The following is a 17670-nucleotide window of genomic DNA, read 5'->3' on the forward strand; positions in this document are numbered from 1 at the left end:
TAAAAAACGATGTTTTGCTTTGACAATCCCCTGCGCATTTGCGAAAACATTCAAGGAAGAAAAAAAACCGCGTTAACCGTATGCCGCATAGGCATGCACGTAAATGCCATTTTTACCGTGTCAGTGAAATCTACGCATGGCGTGGACAGACGCCATACGTGATGTCGGTGACAGCCTTCGGGCAGCGGTCTTCTTACCAACAGAACCCGAATCCGCATCGCGTCTAATACATAACCAGGCGATGTGATGACTAACGGGTACAGGCTCTGAACAGTGATGTGCACAGGGTCCAGGCAGGAGTAGGGAAGGAATACAGAGAGACAATAATAATGGTAGATAGCAAGAAGCGCCCTGGCAAAGATCTCGACCGTATCGATCGTAACATTCTTAATGAATTGCAAAAGGATGGGCGTATTTCCAACGTCGAGCTTTCAAAACGTGTGGGACTTTCCCCGACGCCGTGCCTTGAGCGTGTGCGCCGACTGGAAAGACAGGGTTTTATTCAGGGCTATACGGCTCTGCTGAACCCGCATTATCTGGATGCCTCACTTCTGGTATTTGTTGAGATTACTCTGAATCGTGGTGCGCCGGATGTGTTTGAGCAATTTAACGCCGCTGTACAAAAACTTGAAGAAATTCAAGAGTGTCATCTGGTGTCCGGTGATTTCGACTACCTGTTGAAAACCCGTGTGCCTGATATGTCCGCCTACCGTAAGCTGCTGGGGGAAACCCTGCTGCGTCTGCCAGGCGTGAACGACACCCGTACCTATGTGGTGATGGAAGAGGTCAAACAGAGCAATCGTCTGGTTATTAAGACGCGCTAACACGGAACAGGTGCAAAATCAGCGTAGTTTGATTACACTCCTGTTAATCCATACAGCAACAGTGCCGGGGAGCCCCGGCGCTGTTGTCCGTTTTAGCAAACAGGCAGGATATGCCTGATACCTGGAGAGCCTTTCTTGAGCCAGGAATACACTGAAGACAAAGAAGTCACACTATCGAAGCTAAGCAGCGGACGTCGTCTCCTCGAGGCTTTGCTGATCGTTATTGCCCTTTTTGCCGTCTGGCTGATGGCAGCCTTACTCAGTTTCAACCCTTCCGATCCCAGCTGGTCGCAAACCGCGTGGCATGAGCCTATCCATAATTTAGGCGGCGTACCCGGAGCCTGGCTTGCGGACACGCTCTTTTTCATTTTCGGTGTAATGGCCTACACCATTCCCGTCATTATTATTGGCGGATGCTGGTTTGCATGGCGTCATCGTCAGAACGATGATTACATCGATTATTTCGCGGTTTCCCTGCGCCTGATTGGCGCGCTGGCGCTGATCCTCACCTCCTGCGGGCTGGCGGCGATTAACGCCGATGATATCTGGTACTTCGCCTCCGGCGGGGTAATTGGCAGCCTGCTGAGCTCTGCGCTACAGCCAATGCTTCACAGTAGCGGCGGCACGCTGGCGCTGCTCTGCATCTGGGCGGCAGGGCTGACGCTGTTTACCGGCTGGTCATGGGTGAGCATTGCCGAGAAGATCGGCAGCTTTATTCTTACGATCCTGACCTTCGCCAGCAACCGTACCCGCCGCGACGACACGTGGGTCGATGAAGAAGAATATGAAGATGAGTACGAAGAGGAAGACGATGTTCCGGTGCAGCGTCGTGAATCTCGTCGTGCTCGTATTCTGCGCGGTGCCCTGGCGCGTCGCCAGCGCGTTGCTGAAAAATTTGCTAACCCGCTTGGACGTAAAACCGATGCGGCGCTCTTCTCCGGTAAGCGTATGGATGAAGATGAGCAGGTTGAGTACCGCGCAGCGGGTAGCGCAGTAGATCCTGATGATGTGCTTTTCTCCGGCAACCGTGCGATGCCGGGTGATTTCGATGAATACGATCCGCTGCTTAACGGGCATACCGTTACCGCGCCGGTTGCCGCAGCCGCAGCAGCAACGACCGCAGCACAGGCGTATGCCGCCCCTGTCGAAGCCGTGATGCCATCCGCGCCGGTTCCACCACCGGAATCCGCTATCCAGCAGCCTCAGGTTGCCTGGCAGACCGCACCGGGTGTCCACACGCCGGAGCCCGTTATCGCGCCTGAACCAGAGAGCTACATCCCTGTACAGCAGGAGCAGTGGCAGCAGCCTTATCAGCCGCCGCAACCTGAGTATGAACCGCAGCACTATGAGCAGCCTGCGGCCCAGCCTTATCAGGCGTACGCGCCTGAACCGGTTGAACCCGCGCAGCCTTATGTGGAGCCTCAGCCTGAACCTGAGGTGGTGGAAGAGGTGAAACCGTCTCGTCCGCCAATGTACTATTTTGAAGAAGTTGAAGAACGCCGGGCTCGTGAACGCGAACAGCTGGCGGCATGGTATCAGCCTGTGCCTGAACCGGTGCAGGAGCCGGTTACAAAGGCACCTTCAGTTTCGGTTCCGCCGGTCGACCCGACGCCTGCTGTTGCCCCCGTAGCGGAAAGCGTGAAGCAGGCTTCTGCGGCCTCAGCGGCGGCAGCACCGGTATTTAGCCTGGCAACGGGCGGTGCGCCGCGTCCGCAGGTGAAAGAGGGAATTGGTCCCCAACTGCCTCGCCCTAACCGCGTCCGCGTTCCAACCCGACGTGAGCTTGCCTCCTATGGTATCAAGCTGCCTTCCCAGCGGATGGCCGAAGAAAAAGCGCGTGAGACGGACTATGAAGATGATGCCGATGAAATGCAGCAGGACGAACTGGCCCGCCAGTTCGCCGCGCAGCAGAATCAGCGCTACGGTGAAGCCTATCAGCACGATGAACCGATGCTGGAAGACGAAGATGACGCGGCTGAAGCCGAATTAGCGCGTCAGTTTGCGGCAACCCAGCAGCAACGTTACTCCGGTGAACAGCCTGCTGGCGCGAACCCGTTCTCATTATCGGATTTCGAGTTCTCACCAATGAAAGATCTGGTGGATGATGGCCCGAGCGAGCCTCTGTTCACCCCGAGCGTGATGCCTGAAGCAGAGCCTGTGCGCCAGCAGCCGGCGCCGCAGGCACAGACATACGCGCAGCCGCAGCAACCTGTTCAGCAGCCGTATGCGCAACCGCAGCAGCCGCAACAACAGCCGCCGCAGTTCCAGCAGCCAGCGCCACAGCCTCAGGAGAGCCTGATTCACCCGCTGCTGATGCGTAACGGTGACAGCCGTCCGCTGCAGCGTCCGAGCACGCCGCTGCCGTCGCTGGATCTGCTGACGCCGCCGCCGGCTGAAGTCGAGCCGGTTGATACGTTTGCTCTGGAGCAGATGGCCCGTCTGGTGGAAGCCCGTCTGGCAGACTTCCGCATCAAGGCGGACGTGGTGAATTACTCACCGGGCCCGGTTATTACCCGTTTCGAACTTAACCTGGCGCCGGGCGTCAAAGCCGCGCGCATTTCTAACCTGTCCCGCGATCTGGCGCGTTCTCTGTCGACCGTTGCGGTACGTGTGGTGGAAGTGATTCCGGGTAAACCGTACGTTGGCCTTGAGCTGCCGAACAAGAAACGTCAGACCGTTTACCTGCGCGAAGTGCTGGATAACACCAAGTTCCGCGATAACCCATCCCCGCTGACCGTAGTGTTGGGTAAAGATATCGCCGGCGACCCGGTGGTGGCTGACCTCGCGAAAATGCCTCACCTGCTGGTAGCGGGTACCACCGGTTCCGGTAAGTCCGTCGGCGTGAACGCCATGATCCTCAGCATGCTCTACAAAGCGCAGCCGGAAGATGTGCGTTTCATCATGATCGACCCGAAAATGCTCGAACTGTCGGTCTACGAAGGCATTCCGCATCTGCTGACGGAAGTGGTCACCGACATGAAAGACGCCGCCAACGCCCTGCGCTGGAGCGTCAACGAGATGGAGCGCCGCTACAAGCTGATGTCTGCGCTGGGCGTGCGTAACCTGGCCGGCTATAACGAGAAAATCGCCGAGGCGGCGCGCATGGGCCGTCCAATCCCGGATCCTTACTGGAAACCGGGTGACAGTATGGATGCACAGCATCCGGTGCTGGAGAAACTGCCTTATATCGTCGTGCTGGTGGATGAATTCGCCGACCTGATGATGACCGTCGGTAAGAAAGTGGAAGAGCTGATCGCGCGTCTGGCACAGAAAGCGCGTGCGGCAGGTATTCACCTGGTGCTGGCGACCCAGCGTCCGTCCGTGGATGTTATCACCGGCCTGATTAAGGCGAACATACCGACTCGTATCGCGTTTACCGTTTCGAGCAAAATTGACTCCCGTACCATTCTCGACCAGGGCGGCGCTGAGTCTCTGCTGGGAATGGGGGACATGCTGTACTCCGGCCCGAACTCCACCTCACCGGTGCGCGTACACGGTGCGTTCGTTCGCGACCAGGAAGTACACGCGGTGGTGCAGGACTGGAAAGCGCGCGGACGTCCGCAGTACGTTGACGGTATTACCTCCGACAGCGAAAGCGAAGGTGGCGGCGGTGGCTTTGACGGCGGTGAAGAGCTGGATCCGTTATTCGATCAGGCGGTTAACTTCGTCACTGAAAAACGTAAAGCCTCCATCTCTGGCGTGCAGCGTCAGTTCCGCATCGGCTATAACCGCGCGGCACGTATCATCGAGCAGATGGAAGCGCAGGGCATCGTGAGCGAGCAGGGGCACAACGGTAACCGTGAGGTGCTGGCTCCGCCGCCGTTTGATTAACCCTCAACATTTGCAAAGAAGGGTAAATCAGCAAAAATTAAGCATTTTCTTCTGTCGCCTGCCTGCGGGCAGGTCCAGAATAGATGACGGAACCCCCATTTCGGGAAGACGTATTTTAAGGAATAACAATGAAAAAAATCGCCATCGCCTGTGCATTACTCACCAGTTTTGTTGCCAGCAGCGTCTGGGCTGATGCAGCCAGCGACCTTAAAAGCCGACTGGACAAAGTCAGCAGCTTCCACGCCAGCTTCACGCAAAAAGTGACAGACGGCAGCGGCAACGCGGTGCAGGAAGGACAGGGGGATTTGTGGGTGAAACGCCCTAATCTGTTTAACTGGCATATGACCCAGCCTGATGAAAGTATTCTGGTGTCAGATGGTAAAACCCTGTGGTTCTTCAACCCGTTCGTTGAGCAGGCTACGGCGACCTGGCTGAAGGACGCGACCAGCAACACGCCGTTTATGCTGATTGCCCGCAACCAGGCCAGCGACTGGCAGCAGTACAATATTAAACAGAAGGGTGACGAATTTGTCCTGACGCCGAAAGGCAGCAACGGCAACCTGAAGCAGTTCACCATCAACGTAAGCACCAACGGTACCATTAACCAGTTCGGCGCGGTTGAGCAAGACGATCAGCGCAGCAGCTACCAGCTTAAATCTCAGCAGAACGGCGCCGTTGACGCATCGAAATTCACCTTTACCCCGCCGCAGGGCGTAACGGTGGACGACCAACGCAATAAGTAAGAGGCATGAGTGGGCAATCTGTCGCTCGATTTTTCAGATAACGCGTTTCAACCTCTGGCCGCCCGTATGCGGCCAGAAAATTTAGCGCAGTACATCGGTCAGCAGCATCTGCTGGCTGCGGGGAAACCCTTGCCGCGCGCCATTGAGGCCGGGCATTTACACTCGATGATCCTCTGGGGACCTCCGGGCACCGGCAAAACCACGCTTGCAGAAGTGATCGCCCGGTATGCTAACGCGGACGTTGAGCGTATCTCTGCGGTGACGTCGGGGGTGAAGGAGATCCGCGAGGCGATCGAGCGAGCGCGGCAGAACCGCAATGCCGGACGCCGCACCATTCTCTTTGTCGACGAAGTCCACCGCTTCAACAAGAGCCAGCAGGATGCCTTCCTGCCGCATATTGAAGACGGCACAATCTTCTTCATCGGGGCGACCACCGAAAATCCATCGTTTGAACTGAACTCGGCGCTGCTGTCCCGCGCGCGCGTTTATTTGCTTAAATCCCTGACCACCGAGGATATCGAAAAGGTCCTCACGCAGGCGATGGAGGATAAGGCGCGGGGCTACGGCGGGCAGGATATCGTGCTGCCTGACGACACGCGACGTGCGATTGCGGAGCTGGTCAACGGCGATGCGCGTCGGGCGCTAAACACGCTGGAAATGATGGCCGATATGGCCGAAGTGGATGATGCCGGGAAGCGGGTGCTAAAGCAGGAGCTGCTGACCGAAATTGCCGGGGAGCGCAGCGCGCGTTTCGATAATAAAGGCGACCGTTTCTACGACCTGATTTCGGCGCTTCATAAGTCCGTGCGCGGCAGCGCTCCGGATGCAGCGCTGTACTGGTACGCGCGTATCATCACCGCGGGTGGCGATCCGCTATATGTTGCGCGCCGCTGCCTGGCAATTGCGTCAGAAGATGTTGGCAATGCCGACCCGCGCGCCATGCAGGTTGCGATCTCGGCCTGGGACTGCTTTACCCGCGTAGGCCCGGCGGAAGGCGAGCGCGCCATTGCCCAGGCGATTGTCTATCTGGCCTGTGCACCGAAAAGCAACGCCGTCTATACCGCATTTAAAGCCGCGATGTCGGATGCGCGCGAACGCCCTGACTACGATGTGCCGGTCCACCTGCGAAATGCGCCAACCAAACTGATGAAAGAGATGGGGTACGGGCAGGAGTATCGCTACGCCCATGATGAACCCAACGCCTACGCCGCTGGCGAGGAATATTTCCCGCAGGAAATGGCACAAACCCGCTATTATCACCCCACAAACAGAGGTCTTGAGGGCAAGATTGGCGAAAAGCTCGCCTGGCTTGCCGGACAGGATCAAAATAGCCCTATAAAACGCTACCGTTAGCGCTATCGTTGCGGTAATGTTGGCGTAGTATCCCTGTGGCCGCAGGCTGTGGTCACATTTTCCTATTTTAATTCGATAAGCACAGGATAAGCATGCTCGATCCCAATCTGCTGCGTAATGAGCCAGACGCAGTCGCTGAAAAACTGGCACGCCGGGGCTTTAAGCTGGATGTAGATAAGCTGCGCGCTCTTGAAGAGCGTCGTAAAGTTCTGCAGGTACAAACTGAAAATCTGCAGGCAGAGCGTAACTCTCGATCGAAATCCATTGGCCAGGCGAAAGCGCGCGGGGAAGATATTGAGCCATTACGCCTGGAAGTGAACAAACTGGGTGAAGAGCTGGATCAGGCGAAAGCGGAGCTGGACGTTCTTCAGGCCGAAATTCGTGATATCGCCCTGGCGATCCCGAACATTCCTGACGACAGCGTGCCTGTCGGCAAAGACGAGAACGACAACGTTGAAGTGAAACGCTGGGGCACGCCTCGCGAGTTCGACTTCGAGGTGCGCGATCACGTGACGCTGGGCGAAATGCACGCGGGCCTGGACTTTGCAGCAGCGGTTAAGCTGACCGGTTCTCGCTTCGTGGTGATGAAAGGCCAGATTGCCCATCTGCACCGCGCGCTGGCGCAGTTCATGCTGGATCTGCACACCGAACAGCATGGCTACAGCGAAACCTACGTTCCGTATCTGGTTAACCACGATACGCTGTACGGCACGGGCCAGCTGCCGAAATTTGCCGGCGATCTGTTCCATACCCGCCCGCTGGACGAAGAGGCAGACAGCAGCAACTACGCGCTGATCCCAACCGCGGAAGTACCGCTGACCAACCTCGTACGTGATGAGATCATCGACGAAGATGACCTGCCAATTAAGCTGACAGCACATTCTCCGTGCTTCCGTTCTGAAGCGGGCTCTTACGGTCGTGACACGCGCGGTCTGATCCGTATGCATCAGTTCGACAAAGTTGAGATGGTGCAGATCGTTCGTCCGGAAGAGTCCATGGACGCGCTGGAAGAGATGACCGGCCACGCTGAGAAAGTGCTGGAGCTGCTGGGTCTGCCGTACCGTCGTATGGCGCTGTGTACTGGTGACATGGGCTTTGGTGCCTGCAAAACCTTCGACCTGGAAGTCTGGGTACCTGCGCAGAACACCTACCGTGAGATCTCCTCCTGCTCTAACGTCTGGGATTTCCAGGCGCGCCGCATGCAGGCACGCTGCCGCAGCAAGTCTGACAAGAAAACCCGTCTGGTGCATACTCTGAACGGCTCTGGTCTGGCCGTTGGCCGTACGCTGGTTGCCGTGCTGGAAAACTACCAGCAGGCAGATGGCCGCATCGAGATCCCTGAAGTGCTGCGTCCATACATGAAAGGCCAGCAGTACATCGGCTGATAATTTGTCTTAAAACAAAAAAGCGCCTCAGGGCGCTTTTTTTATGCCTTTGATTTGATACGAAGCAATAACCTCTCCCTCTAAAGTAGTAATACTCTTCCGAATGAAAGTCAGCATAAAAAGCTGATAACGAAGAAATTCGTTATAAATAAAACTATATAGCGGTCTATGCCGCCTCTCATTTCTTTGTGAGCAACCAAAGTGAGTCTTTATGAAAATCAACGCGCCTGAAGCGTTAATGGCTGCCGAGGTCACTCGCCGTGGGTTGATGAAAACCACGGCAATTGGCGGCCTGGCCGTAGCCAGTAGTGCCTTCACGCTCCCTTTCACCCGACTGGCGTCGGCGGCAGATGCACTGTCCCCAGCCTCAGCTCCGGAAAAAGTGGTGTGGAGTGCCTGTACCGTAAACTGCGGTAGCCGTTGTCCGCTGCGTATGCATGTAGTGGATGGTGAAATTAAATATGTCGAAACCGACAATACCGGGGACGATAACTACGAAGGGTTACATCAGGTTCGCGCCTGTCTGCGCGGTCGCTCCATGCGTCGTCGCGTGTATAATCCGGACCGCCTGAAGTATCCGATGAAGCGCGTCGGTAAGCGTGGGGAAGGGAAGTTCGAGCGTATTAGCTGGGATGAAGCCTACGACATCATCGCCACCAATATGCAGCGCCTTATCAAAGAGTACGGCAACGAATCCATCTACCTGAACTACGGCACCGGGACGCTCGGCGGCACGCTGACCCGCTCCTGGCCGCCGGGTAAAACGCTGGTGGCGCGCCTGATGAACTGCTGCGGCGGTTATCTCAACCACTACGGCGACTACTCTTCCGCGCAGATTGCAGCGGGTCTCAACTATACCTACGGCGGCTGGGCGGACGGCAACAGCCCGTCTGATATCGAAAACAGTAAGCTGGTCGTGATGTTTGGCAATAACCCGGGCGAAACCCGTATGAGCGGCGGCGGGGTAACCTACTACCTGGAACAGGCCCGCGCAAAATCCAATGCTCGCATGATCATCATCGATCCGCGCTATACCGACACCGGTGCCGGACGTGAAGACGAGTGGATCCCAATCCGTCCGGGTACCGATGCGGCGCTGGTTTCCGCGCTGGCGTGGGTGATGATCACCGAAAACCTCGTCGATCAGCCTTTCCTGGATAAATACTGCGTCGGCTATGACGAGAAAACCCTGCCCGCCAGCGCGCCGGCTAACGGTCACTACAAGGCGTATATTCTCGGTCAGGGCAGCGATGGCGTGGCGAAAACGCCCGAGTGGGCCTCCACCATCACCGGTATTCCGGTGGAGCGTATCGTTCAGCTGGCGCGTGAGATTGGCTCAGCCAAACCGGCCTATATCAGCCAGGGCTGGGGACCGCAGCGTCATGCGAACGGCGAAATCGCGACCCGTGCCATCTCAATGCTTTCTATTCTGACGGGTAACGTGGGCGTTCACGGCGGAAACACCGGCGCGCGTGAAGGCTCTTATGAAGTGCCGTTTGAACGTATGCCGACGCTGGATAACCCTGTTCAGACCAGCATCTCCATGTTTATGTGGACCGATGCGATCGAACGCGGCCCGGAAATGACCGCCCTGCGCGATGGCGTGCGCGGCAAGGACAAGCTGGACGTGCCGATCAAGATGATCTGGAACTATGCCGGTAACTGTCTCATCAACCAGCACTCTGAAATCAACCGCACCCATGAAATCCTGCAGGATGACAAGAAGTGCGAGATGATTGTGGTGATTGACTGCCACATGACCTCCTCGGCGAAATATGCCGATATCCTGCTGCCGGACTGCACCGCCTCTGAGCAGATGGATTTCGCGCTGGACGCCTCCTGCGGCAACATGTCCTACGTGATCTTTACCGACCAGGCGATTAAACCGCGCTTCGAGTGTAAAACCATCTATGAGATGACCTCTGAGCTGGCGAAACGTCTTGGCGTTGAGCCGCAGTTTACCGAGGGACGTACTCAGGAAGGGTGGATGCGCCATCTGCATGAACTTTCCCGTAAAGCGATCCCTGACCTGCCGGATTTCGATACCTTCCGCAAGCAGGGTATGTACAAACAGCGCGATCCGGAAGGGCACCACGTGGCGTACAAAGCGTTCCGTGAAGATCCGCAGGCGAATCCGCTGACCACGCCATCGGGCAAAATCGAGATCTACTCCGAAGAGCTGGCAAAAATCGCGTCGACCTGGGAACTGCCGGAAGGGGACGTTATCGATCCGCTGCCGATCTACACGCCTGGTTTTGAAAACTATAACGATCCGCTGACGGCGAAATTCCCGCTGCAGCTGACCGGTTTCCACTACAAAGCGCGAGTGCACTCCACCTACGGCAACGTCGACGTACTGAAAGCCGCCTGCCGTCAGGAGATGTGGATCAACCCGATGGATGCCAAGGCTCGCGGCATCGGCAATGGCGATCGCGTGCGTATCTTCAACGGTCGCGGCGAGGTACACATTGAGGCCAAAGTGACGCCGCGCATGATGCCAGGCGTGGTGGCGCTGGGGGAAGGGGCCTGGTACAGCCCCGATGCCAACCGCATCGACCAGGCGGGCAGTATTAACGTGCTGACCACGCAACGTCCGTCGCCGCTGGCGAAGGGCAACCCATCCCACACAAACCTTGTCCAGGTTGAAAAGGTTTAAGGAGTAACCGATGACAACCCAGTATGGATTTTTCATTGATTCCAGCCGTTGCACCGGGTGCAAAACCTGCGAGCTGGCCTGTAAAGATTACAAAGATCTCACTCCGGACGTGAGCTTCCGCCGCATCTACGAATACGCCGGGGGCGACTGGCAGGAAGATAACGGCGTCTGGCATCAGAACGTCTTTGCATATTACCTGTCGATTGCCTGTAACCACTGTGAAGATCCGGCCTGCACCAAGGTCTGCCCGAGCGGGGCGATGCACAAGCGGGAAGACGGTTTTGTGGTGGTGGATGAAGATGTCTGCATCGGCTGCCGCTACTGCCATATGGCGTGCCCGTACGGCGCGCCGCAGTACAACGCCGCCAAAGGGCATATGACCAAGTGCGACGGCTGCCACAGCCGCGTAGCGGATGGTAAGAAACCCATCTGCGTCGAGTCCTGTCCACTCCGCGCGCTGGACTTTGGTCCTGTTGAAGAGCTGCGACAAAAACACGGTCAGCTTGCCGCAGTGGCGCCGCTGCCGTCAGCGCACTTCACGAAGCCGAGTATTGTCATTAAACCTAACGCCAACAGCCGTCCGACGGGTGACACCACCGGCTACCTGGCAAATCCGAAGGAGGTGTAAGATGGGAAGTGGATGGCATGAATGGCCGCTGATGATCTTCACGGTCTTTGGTCAGTGCGTGGCGGGCGGCTTCATCGTACTCGCGCTGGCGCTGTTGAAAGGCGATCTCAACGCTGAACAGCAGCAGCGTCTGGTGTTGAGCATGTTTGGTCTGTGGGTGCTGATGGGAATTGGCTTTATCGCCTCCACGCTGCACCTGGGTTCGCCGATGCGCGCGTTTAACTCTCTGAACCGCGTAGGAGCGTCGTCCCTCAGTAACGAGATTGCGAGCGGGGCAATTTTCTTTGCCGTCGGCGGGCTGGGCTGGCTGCTGGCCGCGATGAAGAAATTGCCTGCGGGTCTGCGAAGCCTGTGGCTGATCGTCACCATGGTGCTGGGCGTAGTGTTCGTGTGGATGATGGTGCGCGTCTATAACACCATCGATACCGTCCCAACCTGGTACAGCGTCTGGACGCCGATGAGCTTCTTCCTGACGATGTTTATCGGCGGGCCGCTGCTGGGCTACCTGCTGCTGCGCGTGGCGGGTATCGACGGGTGGGCAATGCGTCTTCTGCCCGCCGTTTCGCTGCTGGCGCTGGTGGTGAGTGCGATGGTTGCTCTGATGCAGGGGGCTGAGCTGGCAACTATTCACAGCTCCATTCAGCAGGCGTCCGCCCTGGTTCCTGATTACGGTTCTCTGATGGCCTGGCGCATCGTTCTGCTGGTCGCGGCGTTGGTATTCTGGATCGCTCCTCAGCTTAAAGGTTATCAGCCCGCGCTGCCGCTGCTGTCACTGGCCTTTGTGCTGGTACTGGCAGGGGAGTTGATTGGTCGCGGCATTTTCTACGGGTTGCATATGACCGTTGGTATGGCTATCGCCAGTTAACGTTGCATTTAGTTATATCAAGCCGGGCCTGAGTGCCCGGCTTTTTCTTTTTTCGATCATGAAATTTTTCGACTGTCGTTTTGTTTTAATTTCGGTCATTAATAAATAAAAACAGACACATAATTAATATCTATAGCAGGCGCTGCATTAGCAGGATAAGTTTTTTAAATCGACAGGGAACATATTGTGCGAGCCAGCTAAATCAGTGGATTGACTTTGTTTTTGCCAGTGGCATGATGCGCACGAAATCTGAACTTCCTCACGGTTTTTAATCCATGACCACCTATACCCGGCCAGTGCTCCTGTTGCTCTGTGGCCTGCTTCTGTTGACCCTGGCGATCGCAGTGTTAAACACGCTCGTCCCGCTGTGGCTCGCCCATGAAAACTTACCGACCTGGCAGGTGGGTATGGTCAGCTCGTCCTTTTTCACCGGGAACCTGCTGGGCACATTATTAACCGGGAGCCTGATTAAGCGCTTCGGCTTTAATCGCAGCTATTATCTGGCGTCGCTGATTTTCGCTGCCGGGTGCGCCGGGTTGGGTCTGATGGTCGGCTTCTGGAGCTGGATGGCGTGGCGCTTTATCGCCGGTATCGGCTGCGCGATGATTTGGGTGGTGGTTGAAAGTGCGCTGATGTGCAGCGGCACCTCCCGCAACCGCGGACGTCTGCTGGCGGCCTACATGATGGTTTACTACGTCGGCACCGTGCTGGGTCAACTGATGGTCAGCAAGCTGTCAACCGACCTGATGAGCGTGCTGCCGTGGGTGACAGGCATGGTGCTGGCGGCGATCCTGCCGCTGCTCTTTACGCGCATTGTGAACCAAAACAGCGAACATCAGGAAGCGACCCACGTCTGGCCAATGCTGAGACTCCGTCAGGCGCGTCTGGGCGTTAACGGCTGCATTATCTCAGGGATTGTACTGGGCTCGCTCTACGGCCTGATGCCGCTCTACCTGAACCACCAGGGGGTCAGTGATTCCGGAATTGGCTTCTGGATGGCGGTGATGGTGAGCGCGGGTATTGTGGGTCAGTGGCCGATTGGCCGCCTGGCGGACCGCTTTGGTCGTCTGCTGGTGCTGCGCGTTCAGGTCTTCGTGGTGATCATGGGATGCCTCGCCATGCTCAGCAACGCCGCGATGGCGCCCGCGCTGTTTATTCTGGGGGCTGCCGGCTTTACGCTCTATCCGGTCGCGATGGCCTGGGCCTGTGAGAAAGTTGAACATCACCAGCTGGTGGCAATGAATCAGGCGCTGTTACTGAGCTATACTATCGGCAGTTTATTAGGGCCGACGTTTACCGCGATGCTGATGCAGAATTATTCCGATAATTTATTGTTTATCATGATCGCCAGCGTGTCGTTTATTTATCTCTTAATGCTGCTGCGTAAAGCGGGCGAGCATCCAACGCCTGTGGCTCACGCCTGATTAAATAAAAGCCTGTCATAGACAGGCTTTTTTATCCCTGTCACATATAAGACTTTTACGTATTGTTTGTTTTTCCCGCCTGGCGATAATTCAAATGAGTTCTACCACTAAAAGGCAACAATCATGTCTATACGTCGTTTTTCCACTACCGCACTTGCCGTAGTGTTGTCTTTAACGTTTGCAACGGCTCCGGTCATGGCTAATCCTGGTAACGGGAACGGCGGTGGTCACGGAAACGGTGGCGGACAAGGTAATGGCGGCAATCATGGTAACGGGAATTCTGGTAACTCCGGTAACCATGGTAATAAGCAAAATAGCGGAAAGGATAACCCTGGAAAATCGGATAAGAGCTTCAAAAACAGCAAAGATGTCGGTAATGACGTTGATGCTCGCGTGAGCTTCGATCATGCCCGCCACCTGGCACTGAATTACGGCTTAACGGGCTATGAGTCTCTGCCTCCGGGTATTGCAAAAAACCTCGCCCGCGGTAAACCACTTCCTCCGGGCATTGCTAAGAAAACCGTGCCAGCGTCTATGCTCGGCCAGCTTCCTTCCTACCCTGGCTATGAATGGCGCGTCGTGGGTGACGATCTGGTCTTAATTGCGCTGAGTACGGCGATTGTGACTTCCGTTATTAACGGCGTCTTTAAATAGAATATAAAAAGGCCCGGTTCTCACCGGGCCTTCTCTTTAATACATGACCTTGTGACCGTACTGCTCAAGAATACCTTTCACGCGCTCCATCGTTTCTTTCTTCGGCGGCTTCACGCCATCGAGTTTGTACTCTTCGCCCATCGCCACCCATTTGTGTTTACCCAGCTCGTGATAGGGCAGAAGCTCAATTTTCTCGACATTGCCCATGTCGCGGGTAAATTCCCCCAGGCGGTGCGCGGAATCATCGTCATCTGACCAACCGGGAACTACAACGTAGCGGATCCAGGTTTTGATGCCTTTGTCGGCAATGTATTTGGCAAACTCCAGCGTACGGTGGTTAGAAACGCCAACCAAATTCTGGTGGATCTCATCGTTCATCTGTTTGAGATCGAGCATCACCAGATCGGTCACTTCGAGCAGTTCATCAATAACCGGATCGTAGCGGCGCACAAAGCCGTTGGTGTCGAGACAGGTATGAATACCTTCTTTACGGCAGGCGCGGAACCAGTCGCGGACAAACTCAGCCTGCAGAATAGCTTCACCGCCGGACGCGGTCACGCCACCGCCGGACGCATTCATAAAGTGGCGGTAGGTCACCACCTCTTTCATCAAATCTTCCACGGTGACTTCTTTACCGCCGTGCGTGTCCCAGGTATCACGGTTATGGCAGTACAGGCAGCGCATCAGGCAGCCCTGGAAAAAGGTAATAAAGCGGATCCCCGGGCCATCGACGGTACCACAGGATTCAAAGGAGTGAATGCGACCAATAGTAGACATTGCGGTGATATCTCCGAATTTGGCCCATCCGGGGGCCTGTGTAGTTGCACAGCTCAAAGGCTATGTCGAGTCTGTTTTGGCTGTTATCCATAGAGTATAGATAGCGGACAAAAGAGACTGATGAAGCGAGGGTGTTAAAAAGGCCCCACTTGCGTGGAGCCTTTATTGTACGCTTTTTAACGCGTGATTTCAGTCAATTCCACTTACATGGACTGAGTGAAAGTACGGGTGATAACGTCCTGCTGCTGTTCTTTAGTCAGGGAGTTAAAACGTACTGCGTAGCCAGATACGCGGATGGTCAGCTGAGGATACTTCTCAGGGTGTTCCATCGCGTCGAGCAGCATTTCACGGTTCATTACGTTCACGTTCAGGTGCTGACCACCTTCGATGGACGCTTCGTGGTGGAAGTAACCATCCATCAGACCCGCGAGGTTAGTTTTACGCACTTCGTCGTCTTTACCCAGCGCGTTTGGCACGATAGAGAAGGTGTAAGAGATACCATCTTTCGCGTAAGCAAACGGCAGTTTAGCAACGGAGGTCAGAGAGGCAACCGCACCTTTCTGGTCACGACCGTGCATTGGGTTAGCACCTGGGCCGAATGGCGCGCCAGCACGACGACCGTCTGGGGTGTTACCGGTTTTCTTACCATACACAACGTTAGAGGTGATGGTCAGAACAGACTGAGTCGGGATAGCGTTACGGTAGGTAGTCAGTTTCTGAATTTTCTTCATGAAACGTTCTACCAGGTCAACCGCCATGTCATCAACGCGAGCGTCGTTGTTACCAAACTGCGGATATTCGCCTTCGATTTCGAAGTCTACGGCCAGGCCGTCTTCGTCACGAATTGGTTTAACTTTCGCGTATTTGATTGCAGACAGGGAGTCAGCAGCAACGGACAGACCAGCGATACCACACGCCATGGTGCGGATAACGTCACGGTCGTGCAGCGCCATCAGAGAGGCTTCGTAGCTGTACTTGTCGTGCATGTAGTGAATAACGTTCAGTGCAGTGACGTACTGTTTAGCCAGCCAGTCCATGAAGTGGTCCATGCGCTCCATGACTTCGTCATAGTTCAGCACGTCACCTTTAATTGGCTCAGACTTAGGACCAACCTGCATTTTTAGTTTTTCATCAACGCCGCCGTTGATAGCGTACAGCATGGTTTTCGCCAGGTTTGCACGCGCACCGAAGAACTGCATTTGTTTACCAACAACCATTGGGCTTACGCAGCAAGCGATAGCGTAATCGTCGTTGTTGAAGTCCGGACGCATCAGGTCATCGTTCTCGTACTGCAGAGAAGAGGTGTCGATGGACACTTTAGCGGCGAATTTCTTGAAGTTCAGAGGCAGTTTTTCAGACCACAGAACGGTGATGTTCGGCTCCGGAGAAGGACCCATGGTGTACAGGGTGTTCAGGAAGCGGAAGCTGTTTTTGGTAACCAGCGTACGGCCGTCAACGCCCATACCACCGATTGATTCTGTTGCCCAGATTGGGTCACCAGAGAACAGTTCATCGTATTCAGGGGTACGCAGGAAGCGAACCATACGCAGTTTCATGACCAGGTGGTCAATCATTTCCTGAGCGTCTTGCTCGGTGATTTTGCCTGCTTTCAGGTCACGTTCGATGTACGCATCCAGGAAGGTAGACACGCGACCGAAGGACATTGCTGCACCGTTCTGAGACTTAACCGCAGCCAGGTAGCCGAAGTAGGTCCACTGGATAGCTTCCTGAGCGTTGGTTGCAGGACCAGAGATATCGCAGCCGTATTTCGCAGCCATCTCTTTGATCTGACCCAGCGCGCGGTGCTGTTCAGCAATTTCTTCACGCAGACGGATAGTCGCTTCCAGGTTTACGCCGTTTTCCAGATCGGACTGCAGGGAAACAAACTGCGCGTACTTGTCTTTCATCAGGAAGTCGATGCCGTACAGCGCAACGCGACGGTAGTCACCGATGATACGACCACGACCATATGCATCTGGCAGACCCGTCAGAACGCCAGATTTACGGCAGTTCAGAATGTCTTTGGTGTAAACATCGAATACGCCCTGGTTGTGGGTTTTGCGGTATTCGGTGAAGATTTTTTTCAGCATTGGGTCCAGCTCGCGGTTATACGCTTTGCAGGAACCTTCAACCATTTTGATACCACCGAACGGGATGATTGCGCGTTTCAGTGGTGCTTCAGTCTGCAGACCAACGATTTTCTCAAGGGCTTTGTTGATGTAGCCAGCATCGTGAGAAGTGATGGTGGAAGCAACGGAGGTGTCAAAATCAACTGGCGCGTGAGTGCGGTTTTCCAGTTTAACGCCTTCCATTACGCTGTCCCACAGCTTGGTGGTCGCATCAGTTGCGCCAGCCAGGAAGGATTCGTCACCTTCATACGGGGTATAGTTTTTCTGAATGAAGTCGCGGACGTTTACTTCATTCTGCCAGTCACCTTTCGCAAAACCTTCCCAGGCTGTGGCTAACTTTTCATTAAGCTCGGACATGTAACACCTACCTTCTTAAGTGGATTTTTTATTTACTGCCTGAG

At 55.4% G+C, this 17670-nt stretch carries 12 protein-coding genes; 10 read left to right on the plus strand and 2 right to left on the minus strand.

Annotation, left to right across the window (positions count from 1 at the left end):
* The first annotated feature begins 329 nt into the window (after positions 1-329).
* The 10 genes from lrp to V1603_RS10830 all read left to right on the plus strand — a co-directional run bounded on the left by lrp (position 330) and on the right by V1603_RS10830 (position 14363).
* The gene (gene lrp, locus V1603_RS10785) at positions 330-824 is read left to right on the plus strand and encodes a leucine-responsive transcriptional regulator Lrp (protein ID WP_000228469.1); all 495 of its coding nucleotides are present in this window, start codon (positions 330-332) and stop codon (positions 822-824) included.
* A gap of 135 nt (positions 825-959) precedes the next feature.
* On the plus strand, positions 960-4655 hold the full coding sequence (locus V1603_RS10790) for a DNA translocase FtsK 4TM domain-containing protein (protein WP_395313904.1): 3696 nt from the start codon (positions 960-962) through the stop codon (positions 4653-4655).
* 128 nt (positions 4656-4783) lie between these two features.
* A complete protein-coding gene (gene lolA / locus V1603_RS10795; protein ID WP_116340976.1) occupies positions 4784-5398 on the plus strand; it encodes an outer membrane lipoprotein chaperone LolA in 615 nt (204 codons plus the stop codon).
* A gap of 9 nt (positions 5399-5407) precedes the next feature.
* Positions 5408-6751 carry a replication-associated recombination protein RarA gene (gene rarA / locus V1603_RS10800; RefSeq protein WP_163328579.1) on the plus strand — a complete coding sequence of 448 codons (1344 nt, stop codon included), beginning with the start codon at positions 5408-5410 and terminating at the stop codon, positions 6749-6751.
* Positions 6752-6843: 92 nt separating this feature from the next.
* Complete coding sequence (gene serS, locus V1603_RS10805; RefSeq protein WP_008499983.1) at positions 6844-8136, plus strand: serine--tRNA ligase; 1293 nt, start codon at positions 6844-6846, stop codon at positions 8134-8136.
* Positions 8137-8347: 211 nt separating this feature from the next.
* A complete protein-coding gene (gene dmsA, locus V1603_RS10810; RefSeq protein WP_395313905.1) occupies positions 8348-10792 on the plus strand; it encodes a dimethylsulfoxide reductase subunit A in 2445 nt (814 codons plus the stop codon).
* Between the two features lie 10 nt (positions 10793-10802).
* Complete coding sequence (locus V1603_RS10815) at positions 10803-11420, plus strand: DMSO/selenate family reductase complex B subunit (RefSeq protein WP_116340970.1); 618 nt, start codon at positions 10803-10805, stop codon at positions 11418-11420.
* 1 nt (position 11421) lies between these two features.
* The gene (locus V1603_RS10820; protein WP_116340968.1) at positions 11422-12285 is read left to right on the plus strand and encodes a dimethyl sulfoxide reductase anchor subunit family protein; all 864 of its coding nucleotides are present in this window, start codon (positions 11422-11424) and stop codon (positions 12283-12285) included.
* A gap of 275 nt (positions 12286-12560) precedes the next feature.
* A complete protein-coding gene (locus V1603_RS10825) occupies positions 12561-13709 on the plus strand; it encodes an MFS transporter (RefSeq protein WP_395313906.1) in 1149 nt (382 codons plus the stop codon).
* A gap of 123 nt (positions 13710-13832) precedes the next feature.
* Positions 13833-14363, plus strand: coding sequence for an anti-virulence regulator CigR family protein (locus V1603_RS10830; protein ID WP_061098704.1), 531 nt, complete (start codon positions 13833-13835; stop codon positions 14361-14363).
* 36 nt (positions 14364-14399) lie between these two features.
* Here V1603_RS10830 and pflA read toward each other — a convergent pair whose 3' ends face one another.
* Both pflA and pflB read right to left on the minus strand, forming a co-directional pair.
* Complete coding sequence (pflA, locus tag V1603_RS10835) at positions 14400-15140, minus strand: pyruvate formate lyase 1-activating protein (RefSeq protein ID WP_014883212.1); 741 nt, start codon at positions 15138-15140, stop codon at positions 14400-14402.
* Positions 15141-15343: 203 nt separating this feature from the next.
* Entirely contained in the window at positions 15344-17626 is a 2283-nt protein-coding gene (gene pflB / locus V1603_RS10840) for a formate C-acetyltransferase (RefSeq protein ID WP_023338210.1), read from the minus strand.
* Between the last annotated feature and the right edge of the window lie 44 nt (positions 17627-17670).

Source organism: Enterobacter sp. ECC-219, from assembly GCF_043966805.1.
GTDB lineage: Bacteria > Pseudomonadota > Gammaproteobacteria > Enterobacterales > Enterobacteriaceae > Enterobacter > Enterobacter cloacae_N.

Coding starts and splice junctions, on each gene's coding strand:
- lolA (WP_116340976.1), top strand. CDS start 4,784: ATGAAAAAAATCGCCATCGCCTGTGCATTACTCACCAGTTTTGTTGCC.
- pflA (WP_014883212.1), bottom strand. CDS start 15,140: ATGTCTACTATTGGTCGCATTCACTCCTTTGAATCCTGTGGTACCGTC.
- serS (WP_008499983.1), top strand. CDS start 6,844: ATGCTCGATCCCAATCTGCTGCGTAATGAGCCAGACGCAGTCGCTGAA.
- V1603_RS10825 (WP_395313906.1), top strand. CDS start 12,561: ATGACCACCTATACCCGGCCAGTGCTCCTGTTGCTCTGTGGCCTGCTT.
- pflB (WP_023338210.1), bottom strand. CDS start 17,626: ATGTCCGAGCTTAATGAAAAGTTAGCCACAGCCTGGGAAGGTTTTGCG.
- V1603_RS10820 (WP_116340968.1), top strand. CDS start 11,422: ATGGGAAGTGGATGGCATGAATGGCCGCTGATGATCTTCACGGTCTTT.
- V1603_RS10815 (WP_116340970.1), top strand. CDS start 10,803: ATGACAACCCAGTATGGATTTTTCATTGATTCCAGCCGTTGCACCGGG.
- lrp (WP_000228469.1), top strand. CDS start 330: ATGGTAGATAGCAAGAAGCGCCCTGGCAAAGATCTCGACCGTATCGAT.
- dmsA (WP_395313905.1), top strand. CDS start 8,348: ATGAAAATCAACGCGCCTGAAGCGTTAATGGCTGCCGAGGTCACTCGC.
- V1603_RS10830 (WP_061098704.1), top strand. CDS start 13,833: ATGTCTATACGTCGTTTTTCCACTACCGCACTTGCCGTAGTGTTGTCT.